Below are 24,961 nucleotides of genomic sequence, written 5' to 3'. Positions count from 1 at the left end.
CGTACCTCGTGCTGGATTGAACGGAAAATCCGCAAGTCGGACGCGATCGTGTTCGTATCGCGTCCGGCCCTTTTTCTAACTTTACTTTCCCCTGGCTTGGTGCTGGCCGGGAACAATAGACGATCAATCATGAACGATATCATCGAAAACAAGACCTTCGACGAAATTCAAATCGGCGATCAGGCCAGCCTGACGCGGGCGTTGGATCAGGACGGCGTCGAAGCACTGGCGATCATCACCGGCAATTTCAATTTGATCGATCTGGATCCGGGGCCGGCGGACACCTCGATGTATGGGCAAGGAGGTGGACAAACGAGCTGGTCGGCGACGCTGTTCGCAACCTTGGCCGGCACCCGGCTACCGGGGTTGGGTTCGATCGCGAAGCATATCGATGTCCGATTGCATCGGCCGGTCGCCATCGGCGTGCCGGTGACCGCGACGGCGACGGTCAAGGAAAAACGAGCGGAAACCGGCACCGTGCTGCTCGACTGTCGAGCGGTGAATCCGGCGGGCGAGGAGGTCGCGACCGGTTCCGTCGAAGTACTGGCACCCAGGGAGAAAATGCGGCACGAACTGCTGGACTTGCCGAAAGTGCAGTTGCGTCGCGACAACCGTTACCTGGACTTACTGAGGGCTTGCGAAGGTTTGCCCGCGCTCGGGTGCGCGGTGGTCCACCCGTGTAGCGCCGACGCGCTGCGTGGCGCGGTCGAGGCAGCCGAACACCACTTGATCACGCCCATTCTGATCGGCCCGGAGGACAAAATTCGGGCCATCGCCGCCCAAGAACATCTGGACCTTACGCCGTACCGACTGGTGCCGACGGAGCACAGCCATCATTCCGCCGAACTGGCGGTCGCCATGGTGCTGTCCGGCGAGGCGCAGACCCTGATGAAGGGCAGTCTGCACACCGACGAATTGCTGGCCGAGGTGGTGAAGAAAGTGGGGGGGTTGCGCACCGAGCGGCGCATCAGTCATTGCTTTCTGCTATCGGTGCCAAATTTTCCACGTCCGATCATCATCACCGACGCCGCCATCAATATCGCGCCAACCCTGGAAGACAAGCACAACATCATCCAGAACGCCATCGATCTGGCCCACGCCATCGGCATCACCGAACCGAAGGTCGCCATTCTGTCGGCGGTGGAGACGGTCACCAACAAGATTCCTTCCACGTTGGAAGCGGGTGCGCTGTGCAAGATGGCGGATCGCGGCCAGATTACCGGCGGCATCCTGGACGGCCCGTTGGCCTTCGACAACGCCATCGACGAGCGAGCGGCGCGGACCAAGGGTATCGTTTCGCCGGTGGCGGGAAAAGCGGACATCCTGGTGGTGCCCGATCTGGAAGCCGGCAACATGCTGGCCAAGCAACTGACCTTCATGGCTGGGGCCGAGGCGGCCGGCATCGTGTTGGGTGCCCGCGCGCCGATCGTGCTGACCAGCCGCGCCGATGGCCCTCAGGCCCGGCTGGCCTCCTGCGCGGTCGCGGTACTGTTCGCGGAAGCCCAGCGCAAGGGCGCGGTCTTGCTGAAAACGGGGGGGTAAAAGACGTTATGGAACAAGGCATTCTGGTCATCAACGCCGGTTCGTCCAGCATCAAATTCGCTGTTTTCACGGATGGCGACCGGCCAGAACCGGCCTTGCTGTTCAAGGGCCAGATGGAGGGTCTGGGCAGCGATCCAAGCTTTCAGGTCAAGGACGCGACCGGGCGGAAAATCGACGAGCGCGACGAATGGCCGCGCGGTTCGACGCTGAATCATGCCGGCGCCCTGCGCTACATCCTGAGCTGGTTGGAAGAATGTGCCAGCGACATCGAAATCGTGGCCGCCGGTCATCGGGTGGTGCATGGCGGTTTGGATTACGACCGGGCAGTCCGGCTTGACGAGGACGTCATTGCCGATCTGGAGCAGTTGGTGCCGCTGGCCCCGCTGCACCAACCGCACAACCTGGCTGCCATTCGTGCATTGGCCGAAGTCGCTCCTAAGCTGCCGCAGGTCGCCTGCTTCGACACCGCTTTTCACCGCACCCAGCCTCGGGTGGCACAACTGTTCGCCCTGCCGAGGGCGCTGACCGAGTCCGGCGTGCGGCGTTACGGTTTCCACGGTCTGTCCTACGAATATATCGCCCACCGCTTGCCCGATACCTTGCCGGAAGCCCGCAAGGTGGTGGTCGCTCACCTGGGGTCAGGCGCCAGCATGTGCGCGCTTCTTGACGGCCGCAGCATCGAAAGCACGATGGGTTTCACGGCCGTTGACGGTTTGCCGATGGGAACCCGTACCGGAGGCATGGACCCCGGCGTGGTGCTGTATCTGATGCAGGACCGTGGCTACGACGCCAAAGGCCTTGAAAAACTGCTGTACAAGGAATCCGGCTTGTTGGGCGTGTCGGGGGTTTCCAACGATATGCGCGACTTGCTGGAGAGCGATGACCCGCATGCCGCGGAGGCCGTCGAGCTGTTCGTCTATCACATCGGCAAGCATTTGGGCGCGCTGGCCAGCACGCTGGGAGGGCTCGATGCCGTGATATTTACCGCCGGCATTGGCGAAAACGCCCCGATCGTGCGTGAGCAGGTCTGCCTCGGGGCGAAATGGCTCGGTATCCGTTTGGACCCGGAAGCCAACCGGCGCGGTGGTCCACGCATTTCGAGCGTGGGCAGTCCGATTCCGGTTTGGGTCATTCCGACCAACGAAGAACTGATGATCGCCCTGCACGTCCGCGACGAATTGCGGGCGGCGTAGCCGACCTTTTCCTTTTCCCAGTGGAGAAAATCACGATGTCGCCGCCCGTCGAACAGTACGCCCCGTCTGAAGACGATCCGATCGAAAAAATCACCTCGATCGCGTTGGAAGGCAAGAAAGCCGTCATTCTCGGCATCGCCAACGATCAATCCATCGCCTTCGGTTGCGCCCGCGCCATGCGTAAGATGGGTGCCGAGGTTGCGATGACCTACCTCAACGACAAGACCAAGCACTACACCCAGCCCCTGGCCGAGGCGCTCGACGTTCCCCCCGGAACTGTATCTCCCCTGCGATGTGCGGGTCGAGGGACAAATGGAAGCGGTGTTCGAGGCTATCCGCCAGCATTGGGGCCGATTGGACATCGCCATGCACTCCATCGCCTTTGCGCCGCGCGAAGATTTGCAAGGTCGGGTGGTGGATTGCTCGCGGGAAGGATTCCTGACCGCGATGGACGTGTCCTGTTATTCCTTCATCGAGATGGCGCACCTGGCGGAACCGCTGATGACGGACGGAGGTACCCTGTTCGCCATGACCTACTACGGCGCCGAACGAGTGGTCGAGCACTACAACGTCATGGGTCCGGTCAAGGCCGCGCTTCAGGCGGCGTCCATCTATCTGGCCGCCGAACTGGGTCCCAAGGGTATCCGGGTGCATCCGATCTCGCCCGGCCCGATCAAGACTCGGGCGGCTTCCGGCATCAACCGGTTTGACGAATTGCTGGAAAAGGCCGCCGAGCGAGCACCGGAACGAGCGCTGTGCACCATCGAAGATGTGGGGGTCGCCACCGCGTTCCTCGCCACCGATTACGCCAAGATGATTACCGGCGACGTGATGTATATCGACGGTGGCTACCACATCCTGGGGTGATTGCGCCAGAAACTTTTGCGCTTCTCGATGATTGCTGGATTGTGGCGTGGGTCGGACCAGGCATGCGCCGGCATTCACGTAACCGAAATATGAGACTGGGATAATGAAGAATTGATGACAGTGTCTTCAGTGACTTCGCATTTTCCAGTCGCGGCTTGCCGAGATCAGTTTTTTTATAAGTACTTCTTGGCATTGGCGGCGAATGATTTTTCTTAGAGGAGCGATAATGAGAATGGCATTTTTTCGGCGCGCGGCGCTTTTTTTTGGTGGCGGTGGCAGGTTCGTTGATGGCGTCTTTCTGCCTGCCGATTGTTGCCACTGCCGCGGATGTGGTCCGCATTGATGGCGCGGGCGCTAGTTTTCCGGCGCCGCTCTATCAACGTTGGTTCCATGATTATTATCTCGCTCATCCTGAGGTCATGGTGGATTACCAAGCGGTTGGCAGCGGTGCGGGCATGAACATACTGCTGGAAAAACGGCTTGACTTCGCCGGTTCCGATTTAGCCATGAATCAACGAGAGCTTGCGGAAACAGCGATTCCGGTCGTGCAAATTCCCATGACGGCCGGGGCAATGGTGTTGGTTTATCAATTGGAAGGCGTGGATAAGTTGCGCTTGTCACGCGAGGCTGTCGTTGGGATTTTTCTCGGAACGGTGACGCATTGGAACGACCTACTGATCGTCGCCGCCAATCCGGGCGTTGACTTGCCTAAGACGCCGATCACTTTGGTCGTTCGTGCGGATTCGAGCGGCACGACCTTTGTCATGACCAGTCATCTGAGTGCTATCGACAAGACATTCAGTGAGCGGATTGGCGCCACCATGACCCCACAATGGCCGGGCGCTCTCAAGAAACGTGGCGCGCTGCTACGCGCGCATGGCAATGGCGGTGTCATGGCGTTGGTGCGGTCCATTCCCGGATCGATTGGCTACACGCAGTATGCTTATGCATACAACAGTAATATTTCGATGGCGATGCTTCAGAACAAGAATGGACAGTTCGTGGCGCCCAATGACGAATCCTTCAAGGCGGCGATCGAATCTTTTCAGGCCGAAAAGGACCCGAATAACCTGGTGGATCCCCAAGGCGCCGATTCGTATCCGATCCTCACTTTATCCTGGTTGGTGATTCGCAAGGATCTCGCCGACGAAGCCAAATCGAAAGCGCTTCAAGAGGTCGTCCGGTATTGCCTGACCGATGGGCAGACAATCAGCGCAAAACTGGGTTACATCCCGTTGAGCAAGGGAATGATCGAAAACATCCTCGAACATACGGAATGGTTTGGCAAGACCGCCAAATAAATCCTCATTAAGTAAAACCTCGTAAGGCCGGGCCGCCGTTTGTTGGCGGCCTAACCATCATAACTAATTGTGGCGACTTGCAAAAAAATTAAAGGTTATATGTCTTGTCACGATTTTGTCATATATCCCAAGCATAATTTCGAAAATTAGCAATGGTTTTTAATTAAATTAATCCCTTGGAGGAATCACCTTGAGTAAATCATTTATTTCCGCGGCAATTATCGCTCTGTCGCTTGGGGTTGCCGGCATGAACCCGGCATCGGCCGAAGAAATCAAATTAACCGGATCCGGTGCCAGTTTTCCGTTCCCGATCTACGGTGCTTGGTTCAAGGACTTCAGCAAGCAGACCAAGGGAGTGACCGTCGACTACCAGGCCAAGGGTAGCGGCGCCGGCATCCAGGACTTCACCAATAACACGGTCGATTTCGCCGCCAGCGACGCCGCCATGGACGATGAGGAAATCGCCAAGGTCAAGCAGGGCGTCGTGCTGCTGCCGATGACCGCAGGCGAGATCGTGTTGTCCTACAACCTCGACGGCGTCAAGGCACTCCAGTTGCCGCGCGATGTGTACGTCGACATTTTCATGGGTAAGATCACCAAGTGGAACGATCCGAAGATCGTCGCGGCCAATCCCGGCGTCAAGCTCCCCGATGAGAACATCACCGTCGTGGCCCGCTCCGACTCCAGCGGCACCACCTACGTGTTCACCGGCCACCTCAGCGCGGTCAGCGAAGAGTTCAAGAACACCGTCGGTCACGGCAAGACCGCGCAGTGGCCGAAGAGCTTCGTGAAGGCGCCGAAGAACGACGGCGTTACCGCCACCATCAAGCAGACTCCCGGCGCCATCGGTTACATCGAGTACGGCTACGCGATCGCCACCAAGCAGCCGATGGCGATCCTGCAAAACAAGGCCGGCAAGTTCGTAACGCCCGGCGACGAATCCGGCAAGGCCGCCCTGGCCAGCGCCGAGTTTCCGACCAATACGCTGCCAGGCTCCGATACCCCCGATTTGCGTGTCTGGGTCTCCGATCCCGCCGGCGCGCAGGCTTACCCGATCGCCACCTTCACCTGGATGCTGTTTTACAAGGATCAGGATGACGGCAAGGCCAAGGTATTGCGCGATTTGGTGGAGTATGGCTTGACCAAGGGTCAGGCGATAGCGCCGAAGATGGGCTACATCCCCTTGCCCGAGAATGTCGTCGAGCGGGTCCGCAAAGCGGCGGCGCTGATCCAGTAATCCAGCGGTTGACACCCTCTCACTTCAGCCCTCCCCGTCAAAGGGGAGGGTGTCTTCAGATTCCTCGTCGTAACAACCAAAGATTGCTGGGTGAACCATGGCATCGCATCATTTCGATCACGTCGACCGATCCGGATCGGTCACCGGCCCGCCATCCGGGGGGCGATTACGCGCTCGACCGGGGGTTTCGCGGCATCGCCTGGACCAGCGCCGCGCTGATACTGGCGCTAGTGGCTTACATCATCGTCGAAATCGGCGGCAAGGCCCTGCCGGCAATCGCCGAGTATGGCTTTGGCTTCCTGACTTCGACGACTTGGAACGTCCAGGAAGGACATTTCGGTATCCTTCCAGAGATTTGGGGCACGCTTTACAGTTCATTGTTGGCCCTGATTCTGGGCGGCGTATTTGGAATCACGATCGCCATTTTCCTGACTCAGGATTTTCTGCCCAGTCGCTTAGCGGTGGTTTTCCGCACCATCATTGAGTTATTGGCCGCCATCCCCTCGGTGGTGTTTGGCCTCTGGGGCATCTATGTGCTCATCCCCATGCTGCGCCCAGCGGCAAACTGGCTGCACGAAGAATTCGGCGTAGTGCCCTTTTTCGGTACTTCGCTCAGTGGCCCCGGTCTGGCTCCCGCCGCCCTGGTTTTGGCCATCATGATCCTGCCGACCGTCGCATCGATTTCCGTGGATGCGCTGCGCCAGATTCCCTACAAGGTCAAGGAAGCCGCCTATGGCATGGGCACGACCCGCTGGGAAGCGATTCTCAAGGTCATGCTGCCCACCGCCGGCTCCGGCATCCTCGCCGCGCTGGTGCTCGGTTTTGGTCGTGCCTTGGGTGAGACCATGGCCTTGGCCATGCTGATCGGTAATTCCAATCAAATCAGCCTGTCCCTGTTCGCCCCCGCCAATACCCTGGCGGCGCTGCTGGCTTCCAACTTCCCGGAAGCCGGGGAAGTCGAGGTCCAGGCCCTGATGTACGCGGCCCTGGCGCTGCTGGCCATCACCCTGGTCGTCAACATCGTGGGCTTGGCGGCGATGAAGTTTGCCACCCGGAAATTCGAGGCCGAACGATGAGCGCATCCGACTTGACTTCCGAATCCCCGTCTTTTGACATCACCAGCGCTTCACATCAGCTCCACCGCGCGCCTTTCGAGGGTCGCGCGCTGAAGAGCGGATTCTTGACCGGTTTGACCTGGATCATGGCGGTTCTCGCCAGTGTCCCGCTGTTCTCCGTGATCTACATGTTGTTGATCGAAGGAGGATCACGGCTGGACTGGGAGGCGATCACCGCATTGCCGCCTTCGGCCTTCGAAATGGGTGGCGGTTTCGGCAACGCGATTATCGGCACCTTGATCATGGTGGGCATCGCGACCTTGATCAGCGTGCCGATCGGTCTTTTCGCCGCCATTTACCTGGCGATTCTCGATCCCGACAGCAAGCTGGCGCAAACCGCGCGCTTTCTGGCCAAGGTGCTGACCGGTTTTCCATCGATCCTGGCCGGTGTGTTCGTCTACGCCGCGATGGTGGTGACCATGAAGAGCTATTCGGCACTCGCCGGTGGTGTCGCCCTGGCGGTGCTGATGTTGCCGACGATCGTGCTGGCCGCCGAGCAGGCCATGACCACGGTGCCGAAGAAGATGAAGGACGCGGCCTTTGGCATGGGCTGCACGCGCGCTCAAGTGATCTGGCAGGTCGTGCTGCCCACTGGCATGCCCGGCATTCTGACCGGGGTGATGCTGGCGGTGGCCGGCGCCGCCGGAGAGTCGGCGCCCTTGCTGTTCACCGCCCTGTTCAGCAACTACTTCCTGTCGAGCCTGACCGAGCCCACCGCCTCGCTGTCCATCCTGATCTTCAATTTCTCGGGGATGCCTTACGACAACCAGATCGAACTGGCCTGGGCCGCATCCCTGGTGCTGGTGCTGATCGTGCTGGTGCTCAATATCACGGCGCGTTTTATCGGCCGCCAGAAATTCTGAGGTTTTCGAGGTTATCGACTATGAATGCAATTGCGGAAACGGCGGCGGTTGAAGCCGCCCCGACCACCACTTTCGGCAACACGGTAATGGATTGTCAGGTCCAGAAAATCTTCTACGGCGATTTCCTGGCTGTGCGCGACAGCCATTTGCCGATCGAGAAAAACAAGATCATCGGTTTCATCGGTCCTTCCGGTTGCGGCAAAAGCACCGTGTTGCGCAGTCTCAACCGGATGAACGACTTGATCCCGGTCTTTCGCTTCGAGGGCAAGGTCACCTACCACGGTCAGGATATCTACGACAAGAAAGTGGACCCGGTGGTGGTGCGTCGCTATATCGGCATGGTGTTCCAACAGCCCAATCCGTTCTCGATGAGCATTTACGACAACGTCGCCTTTGGACTGCGCCTGAACCGCTTCAAGGGCAACATGGACGAACGGGTGGAAAAGGCCCTGAACGGCGCGGCCTTGTGGAACGAGGTCAAGGACAAACTCAAGAACAGCGGACTGTCGTTGTCCGGTGGCCAGCAACAACGCTTGTGCATCGCCCGCGCCATCGCCACCGAGCCCGACGTGTTGCTGATGGACGAACCCTGTTCGGCGCTGGACCCCATCGCTACCCGCAAGGTCGAGGAACTGATGCTCGAACTCAAGGAGAACTACACCATTGCCATCGTGACCCACAACATGCAACAGGCCATGCGGGTGGCGGATACGACGGCCTTCATGGGTGTGGATATTTCCCAAGGCAGCCGTACCGGTTATCTGGTCGAAATGGGGGCTACCCAGCGGATTTTCGAGGACCCTCAAGAAGAGCTGACCCGGAAATACGTCCGAGGCGAGTTCAGTTGAAGCCGAAGGAGAGCATGATGGCAATGCGATGGCTATTGGCGGCGATTGCCGCGTTTGGCTGCACCGCCGTGGTTCCCTTGGCGCTTGGCCAGAATCCGGTATCGGCCGATCCGTCGGCAAAAGGTCAAGTCGAGTTGCGAGGGGCGGGCGCGACTTTCCCCGCGCCGCTCTATCAAAAATGGATTGACGTTTACACCCAGGCCAATCCCAACATCTCCATCAAGTATCAGGGTGTCGGCAGTGGCGAGGGTAGCCAGTTGTTCCTGGAGCAGAAAGTCGATTTCGGCGCCAGCGACGCAGCCCTGAGCGACGCGCAAATCGCCCAGGCAAAAGCCGGGGTGACGCTGGTTCCCACCACGGCGGGCATCATCGTTCTGGCCTACAACCTGCCGGATGTGAAAGGGACGTTGAAGTTGAGCCGGGATGTTTACGCCGATATTTTCGCCGGCAAGATCCGGCAATGGGACGATCCGCGCATTCAAGCGCTCAACCCGGACCTGAAGCTGCCCAAGCAAACGATCACGCTGGTGGCGCGCAAGGACAGCAGTGGCACCACCTATGCCCTGACCAACCATCTAAGTACGATCAGCGAGGCTTGGCGCACTCAGGGTCCGGGCATCGGCAAGCTCATCGAATGGCCGGGGATCTCCACGGTGGCTCGTGGCAACGAAGGGGTCGCCGGGCGCATCAAGCACAGTTGGGGGTCGATCGGTTACGTCGAATACGGCTTCGCCAAGCGGCTGGGGTTGCCCATGGTCTATTTGCAAAACAAGGCCGGGCGTTATGTCGAACCCGGCCCGCAAAGCGGTCAAGCCGCACTGGCCGCCAACGTCAACCAGGTTCCCAGTAATTTACGGCTGTTCCTACCCGATCCCGACGGTGAAGACTCGTATCCAATCATCACCTTAACTTGGTTGCTGCTGCACAATCATTATGTCGAGCCGCAAAAAGGGATGGCGTTGAAAGGGTTCGTCGACTGGGCACTGACCGATGGACAACGCTTCAGCGGCGATATGGGCTATATTCCCCTGCCCGCCGATTTGGCGATGCGCGCCCGCGCGGCAGTGGATGCCGTGCAATAAACCCAACCACCTGATGAGAGATGAGAGCGGCGTTGGACCTGGAGGCGATCGCGACATCCCTGCGTCGGGTACAAATGGAATTCGAGGTCATCAACCAGCAACTGAGCTGGCAGCGGGACCCGATGAGTGACGAGGTCGTCGAAAATCTGCTGGCGGGTTATGCCTACGTCGATGCCCTGGTGGATGCGGGCATCGACTTTTTCGTTATGGGCCAACACAAGCACCTGCTGGAATTGAATACCCTGGTGCTATGCGGTCGGAACCCGGAGCGGCGCGCTGAATTCGCCGCGCACATCAAGGCCACCGAACGCTATTTCTACGAAGAACGGCAAGGCGGGATCGAGGATATCGTCGAGTGGTACTTCCGCCATCGGCACGAGCCGGCCTGGAAACTGGCCGCAGGCCTCTACGTGCGCATTCTTAGCAAACCGCAACTGTTCATCGAGGGCAATCATCGCACCGGCGTTCTGGTCGCGAGCTATGTCCTGCTGCGGAATGGCTTGCCGCCTTTCGTGCTGACAGTGGAGAATGCCCGGACCTATTTCGATCCATCGACGGTGATCCGCGAAACCAACAAACTCGGTCCCTTGGCGCTCTTCCGGTTGCCGGGCATCAAGAAGCGCTTTGCCCGATTTCTGCAAGATCAGCCCGGTTCCGACTACTTACTGACGACCCCCGCGCCGGTGAATCCGAGATCATCATTGAAGGAAACCCTGAATGTCCCCTAACGATAACGAAACCCGGCCGTCCCTGAGCTTGCAGCGGGTCAAACCCAAACGTGCCCGGACGCGGCGAAAGGCGGAATCCGAACAGCCGCTCGCCCCGCGCGAGGGGTTGCTGGCCCACGCCTGGGTCGATCGCGATCTAAGCTGGCTCGAATTCAACCGGCGCGTGCTGCACGAGGCGCTGGACGAGCGCACGCCGCTGCTGGAACGGCTCAAGTTCCTGGCGATCTTCACCTCGAATCTCGACGAGTTCTACATGAAGCGGGTCGGGTTGCTGCGCGGCGTGGCGGAGGTCGAAAGCGAGGACGATCCGGTGGCGCGGACCGGCAGTGCGCGCGATCGGCTCGCGCAAATCCGCAAATCGGTGCTCGACCTGCTGGTGGAGCAGGCGCGCTGCTACCAAGCCTTGCTCCCGAAGCTAGCCTGTCACGGTATCCTCCTCGCCGCCTGGGACGAACTGACCGAAGCCCAGCGGGACGAAGCCTCCCATTTTTTCGACCGCAACGTTTCCCCGGCGCTGACCCCGCTCGGCCTGGACCCGGCGCACCCCTTCCCGTTCATGTCGAATCTATCGACCAACTGGGGTTTCATCCTGCGCAACCCGGAGTCGGAGGAATACGTACCGGTGCGGGTCAAGATTCCGACCATGCTGCCGTCGTGGATTCCGCTCAAGGCCGATGCCGCGCCCGGCGAGCGGCGCTTCCTGCGGCTGGAGGATCTGATCCGGCACAGCGCCGACAAGCTGTTTCCCGGCATGGAATTCATCGACGCTTCACTGTTTCGCATCCTGCGCAACGCCGAGATCGAGCTCGACGAGGAGGAGGAAAGCCTGCGCGAGGCGGTGACCGAGGCGCTGCGACAACGGCGCTTCGAACCGGTGGTGCGGATGGATCTGGCGCCGGACGTCAACCCCGCGCTGCGGCAGGGGCTGATGGAGCGGTTCGAGCTGACCGAGGACGACGTGTACGAACTGCCCGGCCTGCTCGATTACACCGGCCTGTTCCAGATCGCCGGCCTGGATGTACCGAGTCTGCGCGACCCGCACTGGACGCCGTTGCCGCCGCCGCGCCTGCCCGATGCGGACACCGATATCTTCGCGGCCATCCAGGCCGGCGACCTGCTGCTCCATCATCCGTATGACAGCTTCGATCTGAGCGTCGAGAACTTCATCAGCGACGCCGCCATCGATCCGCAGACGGTGGCAATCAAGATGACGGTCTACCGGGTCGGCGACGACACACCGTTCGTGCGCTCGCTGATCCGCGCCGCCGAGGCCGGCAAGCAGGTCGCCTGCGCGATCGAGCTGAAGGCGCGCTTTGACGAGGCTCGCAACCTGCTGTGGGCTCAGGAGCTGCAAAAGGCCGGCGCGCACGTCACCTATGGCGTGATGGGACTGAAGACTCACACCAAGGTGGCGCTGGTGGTGCGCAAGGAAGGGCACGACCTGCGCTGCTACGCCCATGTCGGCACCGGCAACTACCACGTCAAGACTGCCCGGCTGTACACCGACGTCGGCCTGTTGACCTGCAATCCGGCCATCACCATGGATGTGGTCAACCTGTTTCATTATCTGACCGGCTGCTCGCGCGCGCCGCGTTTCGAAAAGCTGCTGGTCGCGCCGATCAACATGCGCCAGCGCTTCCTGCAAAACATCGAACGGGAAATCGAACACCATCAAGCCGGACGGCCGGCGCGCATCGTCGCCAAGATGAATCAGGTCGAGGATCTGGTGCTGGCGCGGGCGCTGTCGGCGGCCTCGCAAGCCGGCGTGCCGGTCGATCTGATCGTGCGCGGCTTCTGCTGCCTGGCGCCCGGCGTGCCCGGCTGGACCGAGAACGTACGGGTACGTTCGATCATCGGCCGTTTTCTCGAACATTCGCGGATTTTCCATTTCGCCAACGGCCAGGAAGACCCGCTGGCGGGCGAGTTCTATATCGGTTCGGCCGATTGGATGTTCCGCAATCTGTCGCGTCGGGTCGAAGCGGCGGCGCCGGTCGAGGATCGGGCGGCGCGCGAGCGCTTGTGGGAGATTCTCGACATTTGCCTGCAAGACCGCCGGCAGGCGTGGTCGATGCAACCCGACGGCAGTTACGTCCGCAGCCAATCGACCGAAGAAGGAACGGGGCCGGCCGTGTTGGGGACTCATGCTTGGCTGATGGATTTGACCCGGCGTCGCGCGGCGATCCTACCCTGATCTAATAACGATAAGAGCTTGATTCATGCGTATTTCCTTCGATATCGACGACACCCTGGTTTGCGATGCGTCCGTGCCCACCGAACGGGAAATTTCCCGCTGGCGTCGCTGGCGCTACCCCGAACGTCTGCGACGGGGTACGGAGTCGCTGATGGCGGCGCTGGTCCGCAGACGTTGCAAGATCTGGATCTACACTTCCTCCGATCGATCTACCCACTACCTGAAATCCTGGTTCGGTAGTTGCGGAATCCAGGTTGAAGGCGTGATCAACCGGACCGTGCACGAGCGAAAAGTCGGCTTGCGCGGGCCGTCGAAGTATCCTCCCGCTTTCGGCATCGACCTGCATGTGGACGATTCGCCGGGCGTGGCCATGGAAGGGGCGGAGCATCGGTTCGAGGTGCTGACCGTGGCGCCCGACGATCCCGACTGGACGGCGCGCATCCTCGACGAGGTCGATGCGCGGATTCGTGCCAATCCTTACTGGCATGCGCGTTTCGCGCCACGGCCCGCGCCGGCCATCGAGCGATTCCTGCCAAGCCTGACGCAAGCCTTGCGATGGATGGCCGCCACGCCTTGAGAACCCGGATAACACCTTCGCCAAGAGATTTATGGGCGATGCGATGGGGTGTGGGTCTGTTCAATCCCGTGTTACCCCGCGTCAACCAGCGATCATTGGTGTGCTTGTCCTCCTTCCCCTCGCAGGGCATGCGGAACCCTCTAGGATGCTCCTCACGCTGAGCCACGGCGTGGCTTGGAGAGGTCTGGGTGAGGTTCATCCCATCGCTCATCCAGCAAAAAGCGACCGTGATCAACTAATCTTGATCACGGTCGCTTTTCTCTTTCGTCAATCGTCGAAACGTTGGTTGCGGCGCGGGGTCCAGACTGAGTAGAGAGCGGCGCATGAACCGTTCATTCAACAATAAACCTGGCGACGACGATGCCAGTGAGGTCTGGCGCGATGGCGATTCAGCAATTTCCGGTATCCGGGTCCGTTCGGTCGCGCTCAGGTTTGGCATTGGTCATGGACGGCACGCTGCGGATCGGCCCACTCATTCCAATTCCGCAATTGCTCCGCGAAATGACGGTCGATCCCATCGACGTCATGCGAGAGGCCGGGATCGATCCCGCGCTCTTCGAAGATCCTGAAAATACGATCTCCTTCACAGCCTTGGGCCAAGTCTTGAGCCTGTGCGTGGCGCGGAGCGGCTGTCCACACTTCGGGCTCCTGGTGGGGCGACAAGGAGGGATTTCGTCGCTCGGCATTGTGGGGTTGCTGTCACAGCACTCGCCGGACGTTCGGACCGCGCTCCGTAACTTTGTCCTGCACCTGCATCTGCACGATCGCGGCGCTGTCCCAACGCTGGAGGTTCAGAATGAGACAGCGATGCTGGGGTACACCATTTACCAGAAGAACGTTGCCAGTACCGACCAAATCTACGACGGTGCGATGGCGATCGCCTTCAACCTCATGAAAACGCTGTGTGGGGCTAAATGGCAACCGTCCGAAGTCCTGTTTTGCCATGCCGAACCCGTGGATCGGGAACCCTACCGCGCTTTTTTCAAGGTACCTCTGCGCTTCGATGCCGAGCGGACGGCGCTGGTCTTTCCCGCGACTTGGCTCGACCAACCCATGCAGGGTGTCAACCCGCAGTTGCGCCGAATTCTAGAAGCGGAGATCGAAACGCTCAACGTGCTGAGCGATGGTGATTTTGTCAGCCAGTTACGTCGGATCTTGCAGAGCCTGATCGTCGCGGGATGCCCTTCCGTGGATCAGACGGCATTACTCCTTGCGATGCATCGACGCACCTTGAACCGGCGGCTGAACGCGCTGGGGATCACCTTCAAACAGTTGCTGGACGAAACCCGCTTCGAGATCGCCCAGCAACTGCTCAGGGATACGCGGATGCCGATGGTGGACATTGCGGTTTCCCTCAACTACGCCAGCACCAGCGCCTTCACCCGCGCGTTCCGCCGCTGGTCCGGTGCGACCCCCGCCGCCTGGCGGGCAGCGCTCCAGCACGATTAACCACTTGATCCCGCTGCCCCTTCCCGGTGCGAGTGCGGCGGCACACTGAGTGAGCCTTCCGCGAATCAATCCAGTTGCCGATCGCCCATCGCTGCTTTCGATGGCAAATGTCGACCGCCTCTGTCTCATCGTGCAAATAAAATGTCGCGAAATGTCAAGCAAGGCCAGCGCACCATGGCGAGAATCACGCAAGCTTGCCGTATTGAGGTTGTTGCCTTCAGGAGCACGGGGTGGTGTGAGGGGAAACCCATCATCCCTGTCGGATTGACTCTGACTGAAATCCGATCACCCGAACCATTTTTCCGGTGATTTCCTTCACGCCACCAAGCTCATCCCGCAAATCTCGATTTGTCGTCCTCAACGGAATCCAGAGTCATGCGCCGATTCGTCTTCTCCAGCTTGCTTTCGTCCACGTTCTTGCTGGTCGCTGGAACGAGTAATCCGGTCTGAACGAACAGGCATCCCACCCTGACCTATACTGGATTAAGCCATCCAGATCGGCTTCCAGCCCGCCCCCGGCGACAATGGTACTACTGGTGACTCGACCGCGACGCCGGTTCAGACCAGGGACATTGGGGCATGGATTCGACTTGAACCAGCACCCGACAAGCCTTCGATGGCGAGGACATCACATCCCCGCAATCCCTGAACCTTCCCTAGCACAAGGGCGTCATTTTCCCGATTTCCGCTGACCTAATGGAGGTAAAAATGAAGGCCAAACTCTGGCGAATCGCCTCGACGTTCGCTTTTCTGTCACCGTTGATCCTCGCCCCGGCTTTTGGCCAGGAGAAAGCGCCCGAGCCGGCGAAGGAAGCGACGCCCGCGCCAACTACCACCCCCGCCACCTCCACCACCCCCGCCAAGGTCATGGAACAGGGTGCGCTCGACTTGTTGAAGAAGATGAGCGCCAAGCTGGCCGCTACCTCGGAGTTCGTGGTCCGCACTCGTAGTTCGACCGAAGCGCCGGGTGGCACTGGGCAATTCATCACCTTCTTCACCGAAGCAGTGGTCGCGGTCAAGCGGCCCAATAAGCTGAGCGCCGAAATTCGCGGCGACGCTCCGCCGTTCGATTTCTACTTCAACGGCGAAAAGATGACTGCCTACGAACCGACCCACAAACTCTACGCCACGACCGATGCCCCCAAGACTATCGACGAATTGGTGCCATTCGCGGCGAAAACGGCCGGCATTCTGCTGCCCTTCGAAGATGTGCTTTACAGCGATCCCTACGCCGAGCTGACCCGGGATATCACCAGCGCCTTCTACGCCGGCTACTCCGTCATTCGCGGCACCCGCTGCGAGCATGTGGCGCTGGCCGCGCCAGGCATCACGGGGGAAATCTGGATCGACGCCAAGACCGACCTGCCCTGCCAGATCGCCGGCATCCTGCCCGATGTGCAAGGGGCTCCCCGCTTCATGGTGGAATACTACGATTGGAAGCTCAAACCGAAGCTTCCCGATCATCTCTTCACCTTCGCAAAACCCCAGGGCGCCGAGCCGATGGACTTCCGCGCCTTGACCGGCACCAGCCGATAACGACCGTGGAGACAACCCTCATGCGCAAACAATTACTGATCCTGGCTCTCGCCGGACTTTCGACCCTGCCGATACACGCCAACGCCTGGCGCGGTGGCGGCTTTGGCGGCGGCTTCCACGCTGGCGCGGGCGGCTTCACCTCCTGGCATCATGCCGGCTACGGCGGCGGTGGCTTTGGCGGCGCCTATCACGCCGGTTACGGCGGCGTGACTCACGTCGGCTACGGCGGCGTGACTCACGTCGGCTACGGCGGCGCCTATCACGCGGGCTACGGTGGCGGCGCTTATTACCACCCGGCCTACCATGCAGGCGGTTGCTGGGGCTGCGTGGGCGGCTACAGCGCCGGCGCGGTCGCCGCCGCCGGCGTGGTGGGACTGGCCGCCGGCGCGGCCATCGGCTCGGCCGCCAGTAGCACGACAGTGGTGCAGCAACCGGTGTACGTCACCGGCCCCGCCATCGGCACCGAAGTGATGGCCCTGCCCGGCAGCGGTTGCAACAGTGTCTCCGCCAACGGTATTCGCTACTACAACTGTGGCAGTAGCTACTACCAGCCGCACTTCGGCAGCAACGGCGTGTACTACACCGTCGTCGCCAACCCATTTTAATCAGACCTAACACAGCCCAACCAACAAGTGAGGAGTGCGGTAATGAAGAAAGCAATGACCTTGACCCTGCTGGCCGCCACCAGCCTACTGGCAATCACGGCGATGGCGCAGGACAAAGCCACCTCGACCGCCGCGCCGACCGTGGCGGCGATTGCCGATGCCTTGGATGTCGGCGAGAAGATGACCGCCACCGCCATGGTGCTGGAGGTGGATCAAAGGCACCGGACGCTCACCCTGAAGGGTGAGGACGGCAAACCCTTCACCATCCAGGTCGGCGACGAAGTGCGTAATCTGGCGCAGGTGAAGGCCGGCGACACGGTGGTGGCCACCTATCGCCAAGCGTTGGCGGTGTCGCTCGAAGTCGTCAAGGGCACAGGCGTCAATGCTCGGGTGGTCACCGTCAGCGTCGGCCGTGCACCGAAGGGCGAGATGCCGGCCGGGGTGGTGGAAGAGAAAGTGCAGATGGTCGGTACCGTACTCGCCGTCGACAAGGAAAAACGCACGGTGCTGATCCAAGGCGCGGTGCATCATGTGACCCTGAAGATCCCGGCCGACATGGACATCAAGGATCTGAAAGCGGGCGATCAGGTGCGGGCAACCTACACCCAGGAGCTGGCCGTGTCGGTCGAACCGACGGCCGGCCCCGGCCCTTGGTTCCAAAACAAGCAAGAGTAAGGAAGGTGTACCAAACGCTGCTCTTCTCCTCCTTCGGGAGAGGGCTTGGGAGGGCGGGGTTCTTCAAGCGATTAGCCTGCAAAATCATGTGTTTTGAGGAGGATGGCATGATGAAAAAACCTATCTGTCTAGCTTGGATCTTTGTGGGCTGTCTCGCTTTCGGCGGTGTCCAAGCCGCCGATTCGGGACCGCGCCATCACGCGCAAGGTCAATACGACGCCACGACCGCCACCTATAAGGTGGTCGAGGGCGACGATCTGGACGCGATTGCCGTACGCTTCGGGGTCGCCGCGACCGCGTTGAAGGAGCAGAACAAACTCAGTTCGAACGAGATTGAGATCAGTCAGCAGCTGGTCATTCCGGCGGGGACGTCGAGCGGTACCAAAGTGGAGGTCACCGGTGTCCTGGGCTCACCCAGTGCCACGACCACCATTCCCGGTAACCAGCTTCCCGCACCCCAGCCGAAGTTCGACGGCGTGATCAAGGACGATGCCCTGAATTCCAAACAATGGTGGGCACCGCGTGTCGTGCCTCCCAAGGGTGCGCCGAACATCTTGCTCATCCTCACCGATGACGCCGGCTTCGGCGTTCCCAGCACCTTCGGCGGCGTGATCCCGACGCCCGCGATGGACCGGATCGCGGAGAATGGACTGCGCTACAACCGTATTTTCTCCACCTCGCTGTGCTCGCCGACGCGCGCCGCGCTGATCACCGGACGCAACCACCACTCGGTGGGCTTCGGCGTGATCGCCGAGCAGGCCACCGGCTTCCCCGGTTACAACAGCGTCATCGGCGTGGACAACGCGACGATCGGACGCATCCTGCGCGACAACGGTTATGCGACGTCGTGGTTCGGCAAGGACCATAACACACCAACCTACGAGGCCAGCCAGGCCGGGCCGTTCACCCAGTGGCCGACCGGCATGGGCTTCGACTACTTCTACGGTTTCGTCGGCGGCGACGCCAACCAGTGGGGGCCGAATCTCTTCCGCAATACCACGCAGATCTATCCCTTCCGGGATTTCCCGAGCACCATGAAGATGGACCGCTCGGATCCGAAGGCGAAGATCTGGCCGGTCACCGGCAAGGAAAGTTCCTGGAACCTGGTCACCGCGATGGCCGACGACGCCATCGACTGGATGGATCGGATCAACCAGACGAATCCGGGTCAGCCGATTTTCCTCCACTACTGCCCCGGCGCCTCACATGCGCCGCACCATCCGACCAAGGAGTGGGTGGACAAGATTCATGCGATGCATCTCTTCGACGATGGCTACGAGAAGCTGCGCGAGCGGATCTTCAAGAATCAGCAGAAGCTCGGCGTCATTCCGCCCGATCAAAAGCTGACGCCGTGGCCGAAGGACATCCTCACGCCCTGGGACGAACTCTCGGACGAGGCGAAGAAGCTCTACATCCGCCAGGTCGAGGTGTTCGCGGCCTATGTCGCCTACAACGACCACGAGATCGGTCGCGTCATCCAGCATTTCGAGGATCTGGGCAAGCTGGACAACACGCTCATCATTTACCAGAACGGCGACAACGGTACGAGTGCCGAAGGTGGGCCGGAAGGCACGTACAGCGAAGTGGCGTTCTTCAACGGTGTGAAGCCGCCCGTGGATGTGCAGATGAAGTTCTATGATGCCTGGGGCACCGAGTTCGCCTACAACCACATGTCGGCTGGCTGGTCCTGGGCCTTCGATACGCCGTTCGACTGGTTCAAGCAAAATGCCTCCCGGCTCGGCGGCATCAACCAGAACATGGTGGTGTCATGGCCGGCGCGCATCAAGGACAAGGGCAGTCTGCGCCAGCAGTTCATGCACGTCATCGATCATGTGCCCACGATCCTGGAAGTCACCGGCATCTCGGCGCCCGAATATGTGGACGGCATCAAGCAGAAACCGATCGAGGGCACCAGCTACGCCTACACCTTCGACAAAGCCAATGCCGATGCCCCTTCCCAGCATACCGTCCAGTACTTCGAGATGATGGGCCAGTGGGCGATCTATAAGGATGGTTGGCTGCTGAGCACCAAGGTGGATCGCGCGCCGTGGGACGCGTTCTCGGTAGCGAACACGGATCCGTTGAACAACCAGGTTTTCCAGCTCTACGACCTGAGCAAGAGCTGGAACCAGTCCGAAGACATTGCCGCGCAGCATCCGGACAAGGTGAAGGAAATGCGGGCGCTGTTCCTGGAGGAAGCGAAGAAATATCAGGTCCTGCCGCTGGACGCGTCGGTCGGAGCTCGCGTGGCGGCCGCACGCCCGAGCCTCACCGCCGGTCGCAGCGAGTATGTCTATACCCACCCCATGACGGGTCTGCCCCAGGGCGATGCGCCGTATCTGCTCGATACCTCCTACACCATCACCGCAGACATCACCGTTCCCGAAGGTGGCGCCGAGGGCATGATCGTGACTTCCGGCGGGCGCTTCGCCGGCTTCGGCATGTACCTGCTCAAGGGTAAGCCGGTGTTCCTGTGGAACTTGCTCGATCTGGAGCATGTGAAGTGGGAGGGTCCGGACGCGCTCACGCCCGGCCAACACACCATCGAATTCGATTCCAAGTATGACGGACTCGGGGTGGGCACGATGGCGTACAACAACTTCTCGGGTATCGGCCGACCCGCGGACACCACCTTCAAGGTCGATGGCAAGGTGGTTGCGACCAAGAAGATGGAGAGGACGATTCCCATCATCCTGCAATGGGATGAGAGCTTCGACATCGGCTCCGACACGATCACTGGCGTGAATGACGCGGATTACATGCCGCCGTTCCCGCTGACCGCCAAGCTCAACAAGCTGACGATCAAGGTAGACCGTCCGCAGTTGTCGGCGGCGGACATCAAGAAATTCGAGGAAGCCTTGAAGAAGCTCGAAGCCGGCCGCGAGTAATTGGCGTTTCGGTTATGAGAACCACCCGGGCCGCTTCGCAAGAAGCGGCCCGTTTCCATATCACTGACGGAGAGATGCCATGAACGAACCATTACGAGGCTATCGCAACGGTATAACCGCCTGCGCCCTGGTTCTGTTGCTCTGCGCGAGCAGCGCCCAGGCCGCCGACAGCGGAGTTCGCCATCACGCGGAAGGCCAATACGATGCCGCTTCCGCCGTTTATGTCGTCAGCGTCGGCGATGATCTGGATGCCATCGCCGAGCGATTCGGTGTCTCGGTCACCGAGCTGAAGGCACACAACAAGCTCGCGTCGAACGAGATCAAGGTCGGCCAAAAGCTGGTTGTCGCCACGGGAACACCGGGATCAACCGCTGCGATCCAGTACAAGATGACCACGCCGATTGCGCCGGGCGTCGCCACGCCTGACACGCTCGAAACCTCGATCGGCACGTTGCACTTGAGGGACGGTGTGCCAAAGCCCGACACCATCGAGAAGATCTACGACAACTTGGACCGGTCGCGTGCACTTCAGGCTTATCTGCTGGCCATCCCGATGGTCAACCAGGCCAGCATGCGCGACTCGCTGCGCCAGTTTGGGCCGGACAACCAGACAGATGTGATCTGGGAGAATCTGGTCGACCCCAAGACCGTGGAGCTGACCGCAAACGACAACACCATCTACAACTTCATTTGGATCGATACCCACAAGGGGCCGGTGGCGCTGGAGATCCCACCGATGTCCTTGGGCGCCGTCGACGACTTCTGGTATCGCTGGGTCACCGATGTCGGCATTACCGGCCCCGATAAGGGCAAGGGCGGCAAGTATCTGATCCTGCCTCCCGGTTACAAGGGTGAGGTTCCACAAGGCTATTTCGTCGTACGCCCGAGCACCTACGGCAACTGGGTACCGTTCCGGACCTTTCTAGTGGATGGATCGCCGAAGCCCGGGGTCGAGTCGGTCAAGAAAACCCTGAAGATCTATCCGCTCGCCGATGCCGCCAATCCCGCCCCGGTGAAGCTCGCCAATGCATCGGGCATCCCCTCGAATTTCGTCTTCCCCGGCGATTACAGCTTCTGGGAACTCTTGAACCAGGTCATCCAGGAAGAGCCGAGCGAGGGCTCCGATCCGACCACGCTGGGTCTCTTCGCCTCGATCGGCATCGAAAAGGGCAAGCCCTTCAAGCCGGACGAGCGGATGAAGAAGATCCTGACCGACGCCGCGAACGTCGGCGCGGCGACCGCGCGTGCCCTGGCGTTCAAGATGCGCGAAAAGGACGCCTTCTTCTACCCGGACAGCCAGTGGCGCCTGCCCTTCTTCGGCGGCTACAAGTTCGAGGTCTCGCCGGGCGTGAGCAATCTGGATGGCGCCATCTTCTTCTACTTCTTCGCCACCGGCGTGACCCCCGCGATGGAAGAGAAGATGGTCGGCAAGGGGTCGCAGTACCCCTGGACCGCGCTGGACGCGAACGGCAACCCGTTCGACGGCGCCAAAACCTACAAGCTGCACCTGCCGCCGAACATCCCGGTCAAGGACTTCTGGTCGGTGATCGTCTACGACACTCAGACCCGCTCCATGCTCCAGACCGATCAGCAGGCCCCAAGCGTGAGCAGCCAGAACAAGGGGGTCAAGATCAACGCGGACGGCTCGGTGGATGTCTTCTTCGGCCCCAAGGCCCCGGCGGGCATGGAAAACAACTGGGTGCAAACGATTCCCGGCAAGGGCTGGTTCATGATCTTGCGCCTCTACGGTCCACTGGAACCCTGGTTCGACAAGACTTGGCGTCCCGGTGAAATTGAATTACTGCCATAAAGAACCTCATCAACGCCCCTCTCCCAAAACGAGAGGGGCGTTTTCGTAAAGCTTCCATAGCAACGATGAATGAATCGCAAATCCTGAGCATCCATGCGGCCACCTTCCTGGCATTACTCAACCTGGCCTCGGAAGCAACGAAGACCAATCTCGACTAAGCTAAACACGTACATGATCGCGCCAATCGTGCCGAGGCTTCACCCATGCGTCATCCCGAGTGAAGCAACGGGACCATGGAGCCATGGTCGTGAGGTGGCGGCCATGACGCTGACTGACCGCCGTGGTGAAACGGATCGATCGAACAAGAACGATTTCCGGGATGCCGAAGCGATTGCCGAGGCGGTCACCCGACCGACTCGTGTATGGCTCTGAATCGGGCCGAAAATGAAACCCTTGCGCAAAACGTCAGATCCCGTCAGCCCATCTTCGGGAAAATTCCGTCACCATGCCATCCAGTTTCATTACTCCGCCATTGAGTTGTTGGTGGCGTTGCTGCTTTTTTTTCGTGGCTACCCCCTTTGTGGATATCTTGCCTAACGGGGAGTTGATTGAATCGATCTTGCTGACGCTCGTGATGGTATCGGCAGTGCTGGCGACCGGAGGCAAACGCCGAATTCTGGCGATTGCGCTTGTGCTGATTACACCTGCGCTGATCGGAAAATGGCTCAATTTTTTTGCCCCTGGCTTGGTCTCCATCTCAGTGCTCCTGGTTGCAACCGTGGCATTCTTCGCCTTTATCGTTGGGCAGTTACTGATATTCATTCTCCATGCTCCGAGGGTGGATACGAATGTGCTCTGCGCAGGTCTGGCTGGCTACCTGATGCTGGGACTGCTATGGATTCCAATCTATGAACTCACCGCTCAACTGACGCCGGGCGCGTTTGCCTTCAACACTGAACTGCATGAAGGCACCATGAAAGGTTTCAATGCCTTCTATTTCAGCCTGGTCACCCTCAGCACCGTGGGGTATGGCGATGTGGCCCCGGTTTCCAGGGTGGCGCGCATGTTCGCGATCATGGAGGCCATTTCCGGTCTCTTTTATATGGCGGTACTGGTATCCCGCCTGGTGGCGGTACATTCCGCCCAGAATTTGTCCCAACAAACCAAAATATCGGCGACGGATACAGATTCGGAATCCAAATGAGCAATTCTGAAGAAAGACACTATCCCCATCACTCGGGACGAAACCCGGAGAGGCATGCCATGTTGCAGAAAAAGATATTGAAAGCAGGATCGTGGGTACTGGTCACCGGCATTCTGGCATCGGGCGGCGCAGCATCGGCCGCTGGTGTGGACATATACGACGGGCAGTGGCATTACAGCCTCACGCCCTATGCCTGGTTTCCGAATATCTACCAGACGATTCAGCTCGGCACTCCATTGGGAGGAGGCAAAACCGTCGATATCGAGGTCAAGCCGGACAGCTATCTGAGCAACCTGGATTTCGCCCTGATGGGTACTTTCGAAGCGCGCAAAGGCGACTGGGCGCTGGCGATGGATTTGGTCTACAACGACTTCAGTGGCCAGAAGGGCAAGATCAAGAATGTGCGCGGACCGGAAGGCGAAGAGTCTTTACCGATTGACGTGAATGTGGACGTGGATATCAAGTCGTTGATCTGGGAGGGTATCGGCAGCTACACCGTGGCACGCAGTCCTGCTGGGACGCTGGACGTGTTCGGCGGCGTTCGCTATCTGAGCCTGAAGACCTCGACCGACTTGAGTTTCTCCGGGCCGGAAGGGGTGATCGGACGCTCGGGAGGTAGTTCCAACCGGATCAACGTCTGGGACGGCATCGTCGGCGTGCGCGGCTCGGTGGGGCTCGGCGCTGGTGGCGATTGGTTCCTGCCGTACTATCTCGACATCGGCGCGGGCAATTACTCGAACTGGACCTGGCAGGGATGGGCCGGGGTCGGCTATCGCTTCGACTGGGGCGATCTCGTGCTCGTGTACCGTAACCTCTCCTACTCGACGAGCGGCAATGAAATCCTGGAAGATATGCGTATGGCGGGTCCGGCCTTGGGTGCCACCTTCCGCTGGTAGAAGCAGCGGGTAGAGACTGAGCCGAAACCCATACGCCGCGAAGCCTCGATCATTCACCGTATCCTGCCGGCCAGTCCGCCGACCACCGGTAATGCCCCACGAATTTCTTCCATAAGAAGTCAAACTGAAGAGACTTTTAGTGGAGGTCATGATGGGGAAGCAACGCAAGAGTTGGAGCGTTGAGGAAAAATTAGCAATCATGCTGGCAGTCTTGAGCGAGCGTCAAAGCGTGGCGGAGATTGCTCGCCAGCACGGGGTCAACGAAAACCAGGTCTACCGGTGGAAAGAGCAATTTCTGGCGGCGGGTCGCCAAGGATTAAACGGTGCGAAGGCACAGACGGCGGATCAGCGACTGGAAGCGGAGAATAGCCAATTGAAGAAGCTGCTGGGCGAGAAAGCGACTGGGAGATGGAG

Annotated in this window: 19 protein-coding genes and 2 pseudogenes; all 21 read left to right on the top strand. The window is 60.0% G+C overall.

Features of this window, described 5'->3' with window-relative positions; translation table 11 throughout:
- Window positions 1–129: 129 nt before the first annotated feature.
- Complete coding sequence (locus E4P82_RS16025) at window positions 130–1,542, top strand: bifunctional enoyl-CoA hydratase/phosphate acetyltransferase (RefSeq protein WP_169249825.1); 1,413 nt, start codon at window positions 130–132, stop codon at window positions 1,540–1,542.
- Between the two features lie 8 nt (window positions 1,543–1,550).
- Window positions 1,551–2,735, top strand: coding sequence for an acetate/propionate family kinase (locus E4P82_RS16020; RefSeq protein ID WP_169249824.1), 1,185 nt, complete (start codon window positions 1,551–1,553; stop codon window positions 2,733–2,735).
- A 35-nt stretch (window positions 2,736–2,770) separates the two neighbouring features.
- Window positions 2,771–3,602 (top strand): annotated as a pseudogene (gene fabI / locus E4P82_RS16015) (enoyl-ACP reductase FabI).
- Window positions 3,603–3,889: 287 nt separating this feature from the next.
- Entirely contained in the window at window positions 3,890–4,903 is a 1,014-nt protein-coding gene (gene pstS / locus E4P82_RS16010) for a phosphate ABC transporter substrate-binding protein PstS (protein WP_169249835.1), read from the top strand.
- 247 nt (window positions 4,904–5,150) lie between these two features.
- A complete protein-coding gene (gene pstS / locus E4P82_RS16005; RefSeq protein WP_169249823.1) occupies window positions 5,151–6,140 on the top strand; it encodes a phosphate ABC transporter substrate-binding protein PstS in 990 nt (329 codons plus the stop codon).
- A gap of 97 nt (window positions 6,141–6,237) precedes the next feature.
- Window positions 6,238–7,216, top strand: a pseudogene (gene pstC, locus E4P82_RS16000) (phosphate ABC transporter permease subunit PstC).
- The gene (gene pstA, locus E4P82_RS15995; RefSeq protein ID WP_169249822.1) at window positions 7,213–8,118 is read left to right on the top strand and encodes a phosphate ABC transporter permease PstA; all 906 of its coding nucleotides are present in this window, start codon (window positions 7,213–7,215) and stop codon (window positions 8,116–8,118) included. The pseudogene pstC and the gene pstA overlap by 4 nt, the downstream one beginning before the upstream one ends.
- A gap of 20 nt (window positions 8,119–8,138) precedes the next feature.
- A complete protein-coding gene (gene pstB / locus E4P82_RS15990; protein ID WP_169249821.1) occupies window positions 8,139–8,966 on the top strand; it encodes a phosphate ABC transporter ATP-binding protein PstB in 828 nt (275 codons plus the stop codon).
- A gap of 14 nt (window positions 8,967–8,980) precedes the next feature.
- On the top strand, window positions 8,981–10,048 hold the full coding sequence (pstS, locus tag E4P82_RS15985) for a phosphate ABC transporter substrate-binding protein PstS (RefSeq protein ID WP_246327635.1): 1,068 nt from the start codon (window positions 8,981–8,983) through the stop codon (window positions 10,046–10,048).
- A gap of 20 nt (window positions 10,049–10,068) precedes the next feature.
- Complete coding sequence (locus tag E4P82_RS15980) at window positions 10,069–10,776, top strand: hypothetical protein (protein ID WP_169249820.1); 708 nt, start codon at window positions 10,069–10,071, stop codon at window positions 10,774–10,776.
- Window positions 10,766–12,967 carry a polyphosphate kinase 1 gene (ppk1, locus tag E4P82_RS15975; RefSeq protein WP_169249819.1) on the top strand — a complete coding sequence of 734 codons (2,202 nt, stop codon included), beginning with the start codon at window positions 10,766–10,768 and terminating at the stop codon, window positions 12,965–12,967. The genes E4P82_RS15980 and ppk1 overlap by 11 nt, the downstream gene beginning before the upstream one ends.
- Window positions 12,968–12,992: 25 nt before the next feature.
- Window positions 12,993–13,544, top strand: a complete 552-nt coding sequence (locus E4P82_RS15970) for a hypothetical protein (protein ID WP_169249818.1) — start codon at window positions 12,993–12,995, stop codon at window positions 13,542–13,544.
- A 444-nt stretch (window positions 13,545–13,988) separates the two neighbouring features.
- Window positions 13,989–14,993, top strand: a complete 1,005-nt coding sequence (locus E4P82_RS15965) for an AraC family transcriptional regulator (RefSeq protein WP_169249817.1) — start codon at window positions 13,989–13,991, stop codon at window positions 14,991–14,993.
- Window positions 14,994–15,701: 708 nt separating this feature from the next.
- Window positions 15,702–16,529 (top strand): DUF2092 domain-containing protein, encoded by an 828-nt coding sequence (locus E4P82_RS15960; protein WP_169249816.1) that lies wholly within the window; start codon window positions 15,702–15,704, stop codon window positions 16,527–16,529.
- A 20-nt stretch (window positions 16,530–16,549) separates the two neighbouring features.
- The gene (locus tag E4P82_RS15955; RefSeq protein WP_169249815.1) at window positions 16,550–17,134 is read left to right on the top strand and encodes a hypothetical protein; all 585 of its coding nucleotides are present in this window, start codon (window positions 16,550–16,552) and stop codon (window positions 17,132–17,134) included.
- Window positions 17,135–17,176: 42 nt separating this feature from the next.
- Window positions 17,177–17,809, top strand: a complete 633-nt coding sequence (locus E4P82_RS15950) for a hypothetical protein (RefSeq protein ID WP_169249814.1) — start codon at window positions 17,177–17,179, stop codon at window positions 17,807–17,809.
- A 107-nt stretch (window positions 17,810–17,916) separates the two neighbouring features.
- Entirely contained in the window at window positions 17,917–20,697 is a 2,781-nt protein-coding gene (locus E4P82_RS15945) for a sulfatase-like hydrolase/transferase (protein ID WP_246327634.1), read from the top strand.
- Between the two features lie 79 nt (window positions 20,698–20,776).
- Window positions 20,777–22,507 carry a DUF1214 domain-containing protein gene (locus E4P82_RS15940; protein ID WP_169249813.1) on the top strand — a complete coding sequence of 577 codons (1,731 nt, stop codon included), beginning with the start codon at window positions 20,777–20,779 and terminating at the stop codon, window positions 22,505–22,507.
- Between the two features lie 559 nt (window positions 22,508–23,066).
- Entirely contained in the window at window positions 23,067–23,651 is a 585-nt protein-coding gene (locus tag E4P82_RS15935; protein ID WP_211203174.1) for a potassium channel family protein, read from the top strand.
- A 59-nt stretch (window positions 23,652–23,710) separates the two neighbouring features.
- Entirely contained in the window at window positions 23,711–24,547 is an 837-nt protein-coding gene (locus E4P82_RS15930) for a hypothetical protein (protein WP_169249811.1), read from the top strand.
- Window positions 24,548–24,695: 148 nt separating this feature from the next.
- Window positions 24,696–24,961, top strand: a 266-nt coding sequence (locus E4P82_RS15925; RefSeq protein ID WP_246327633.1) for a transposase, incomplete at its 3' end; no start/stop codon positions are given.

It is taken from the genome of Candidatus Competibacter phosphatis (assembly GCF_012939995.1).
GTDB classification, from domain to species: Bacteria; Pseudomonadota; Gammaproteobacteria; order Competibacterales; family Competibacteraceae; genus Competibacter; species Competibacter phosphatis.
The sequence above is the reverse complement of the archived record's forward strand: the minus strand, read 5'-3'. Positions and strand labels throughout refer to the sequence as shown.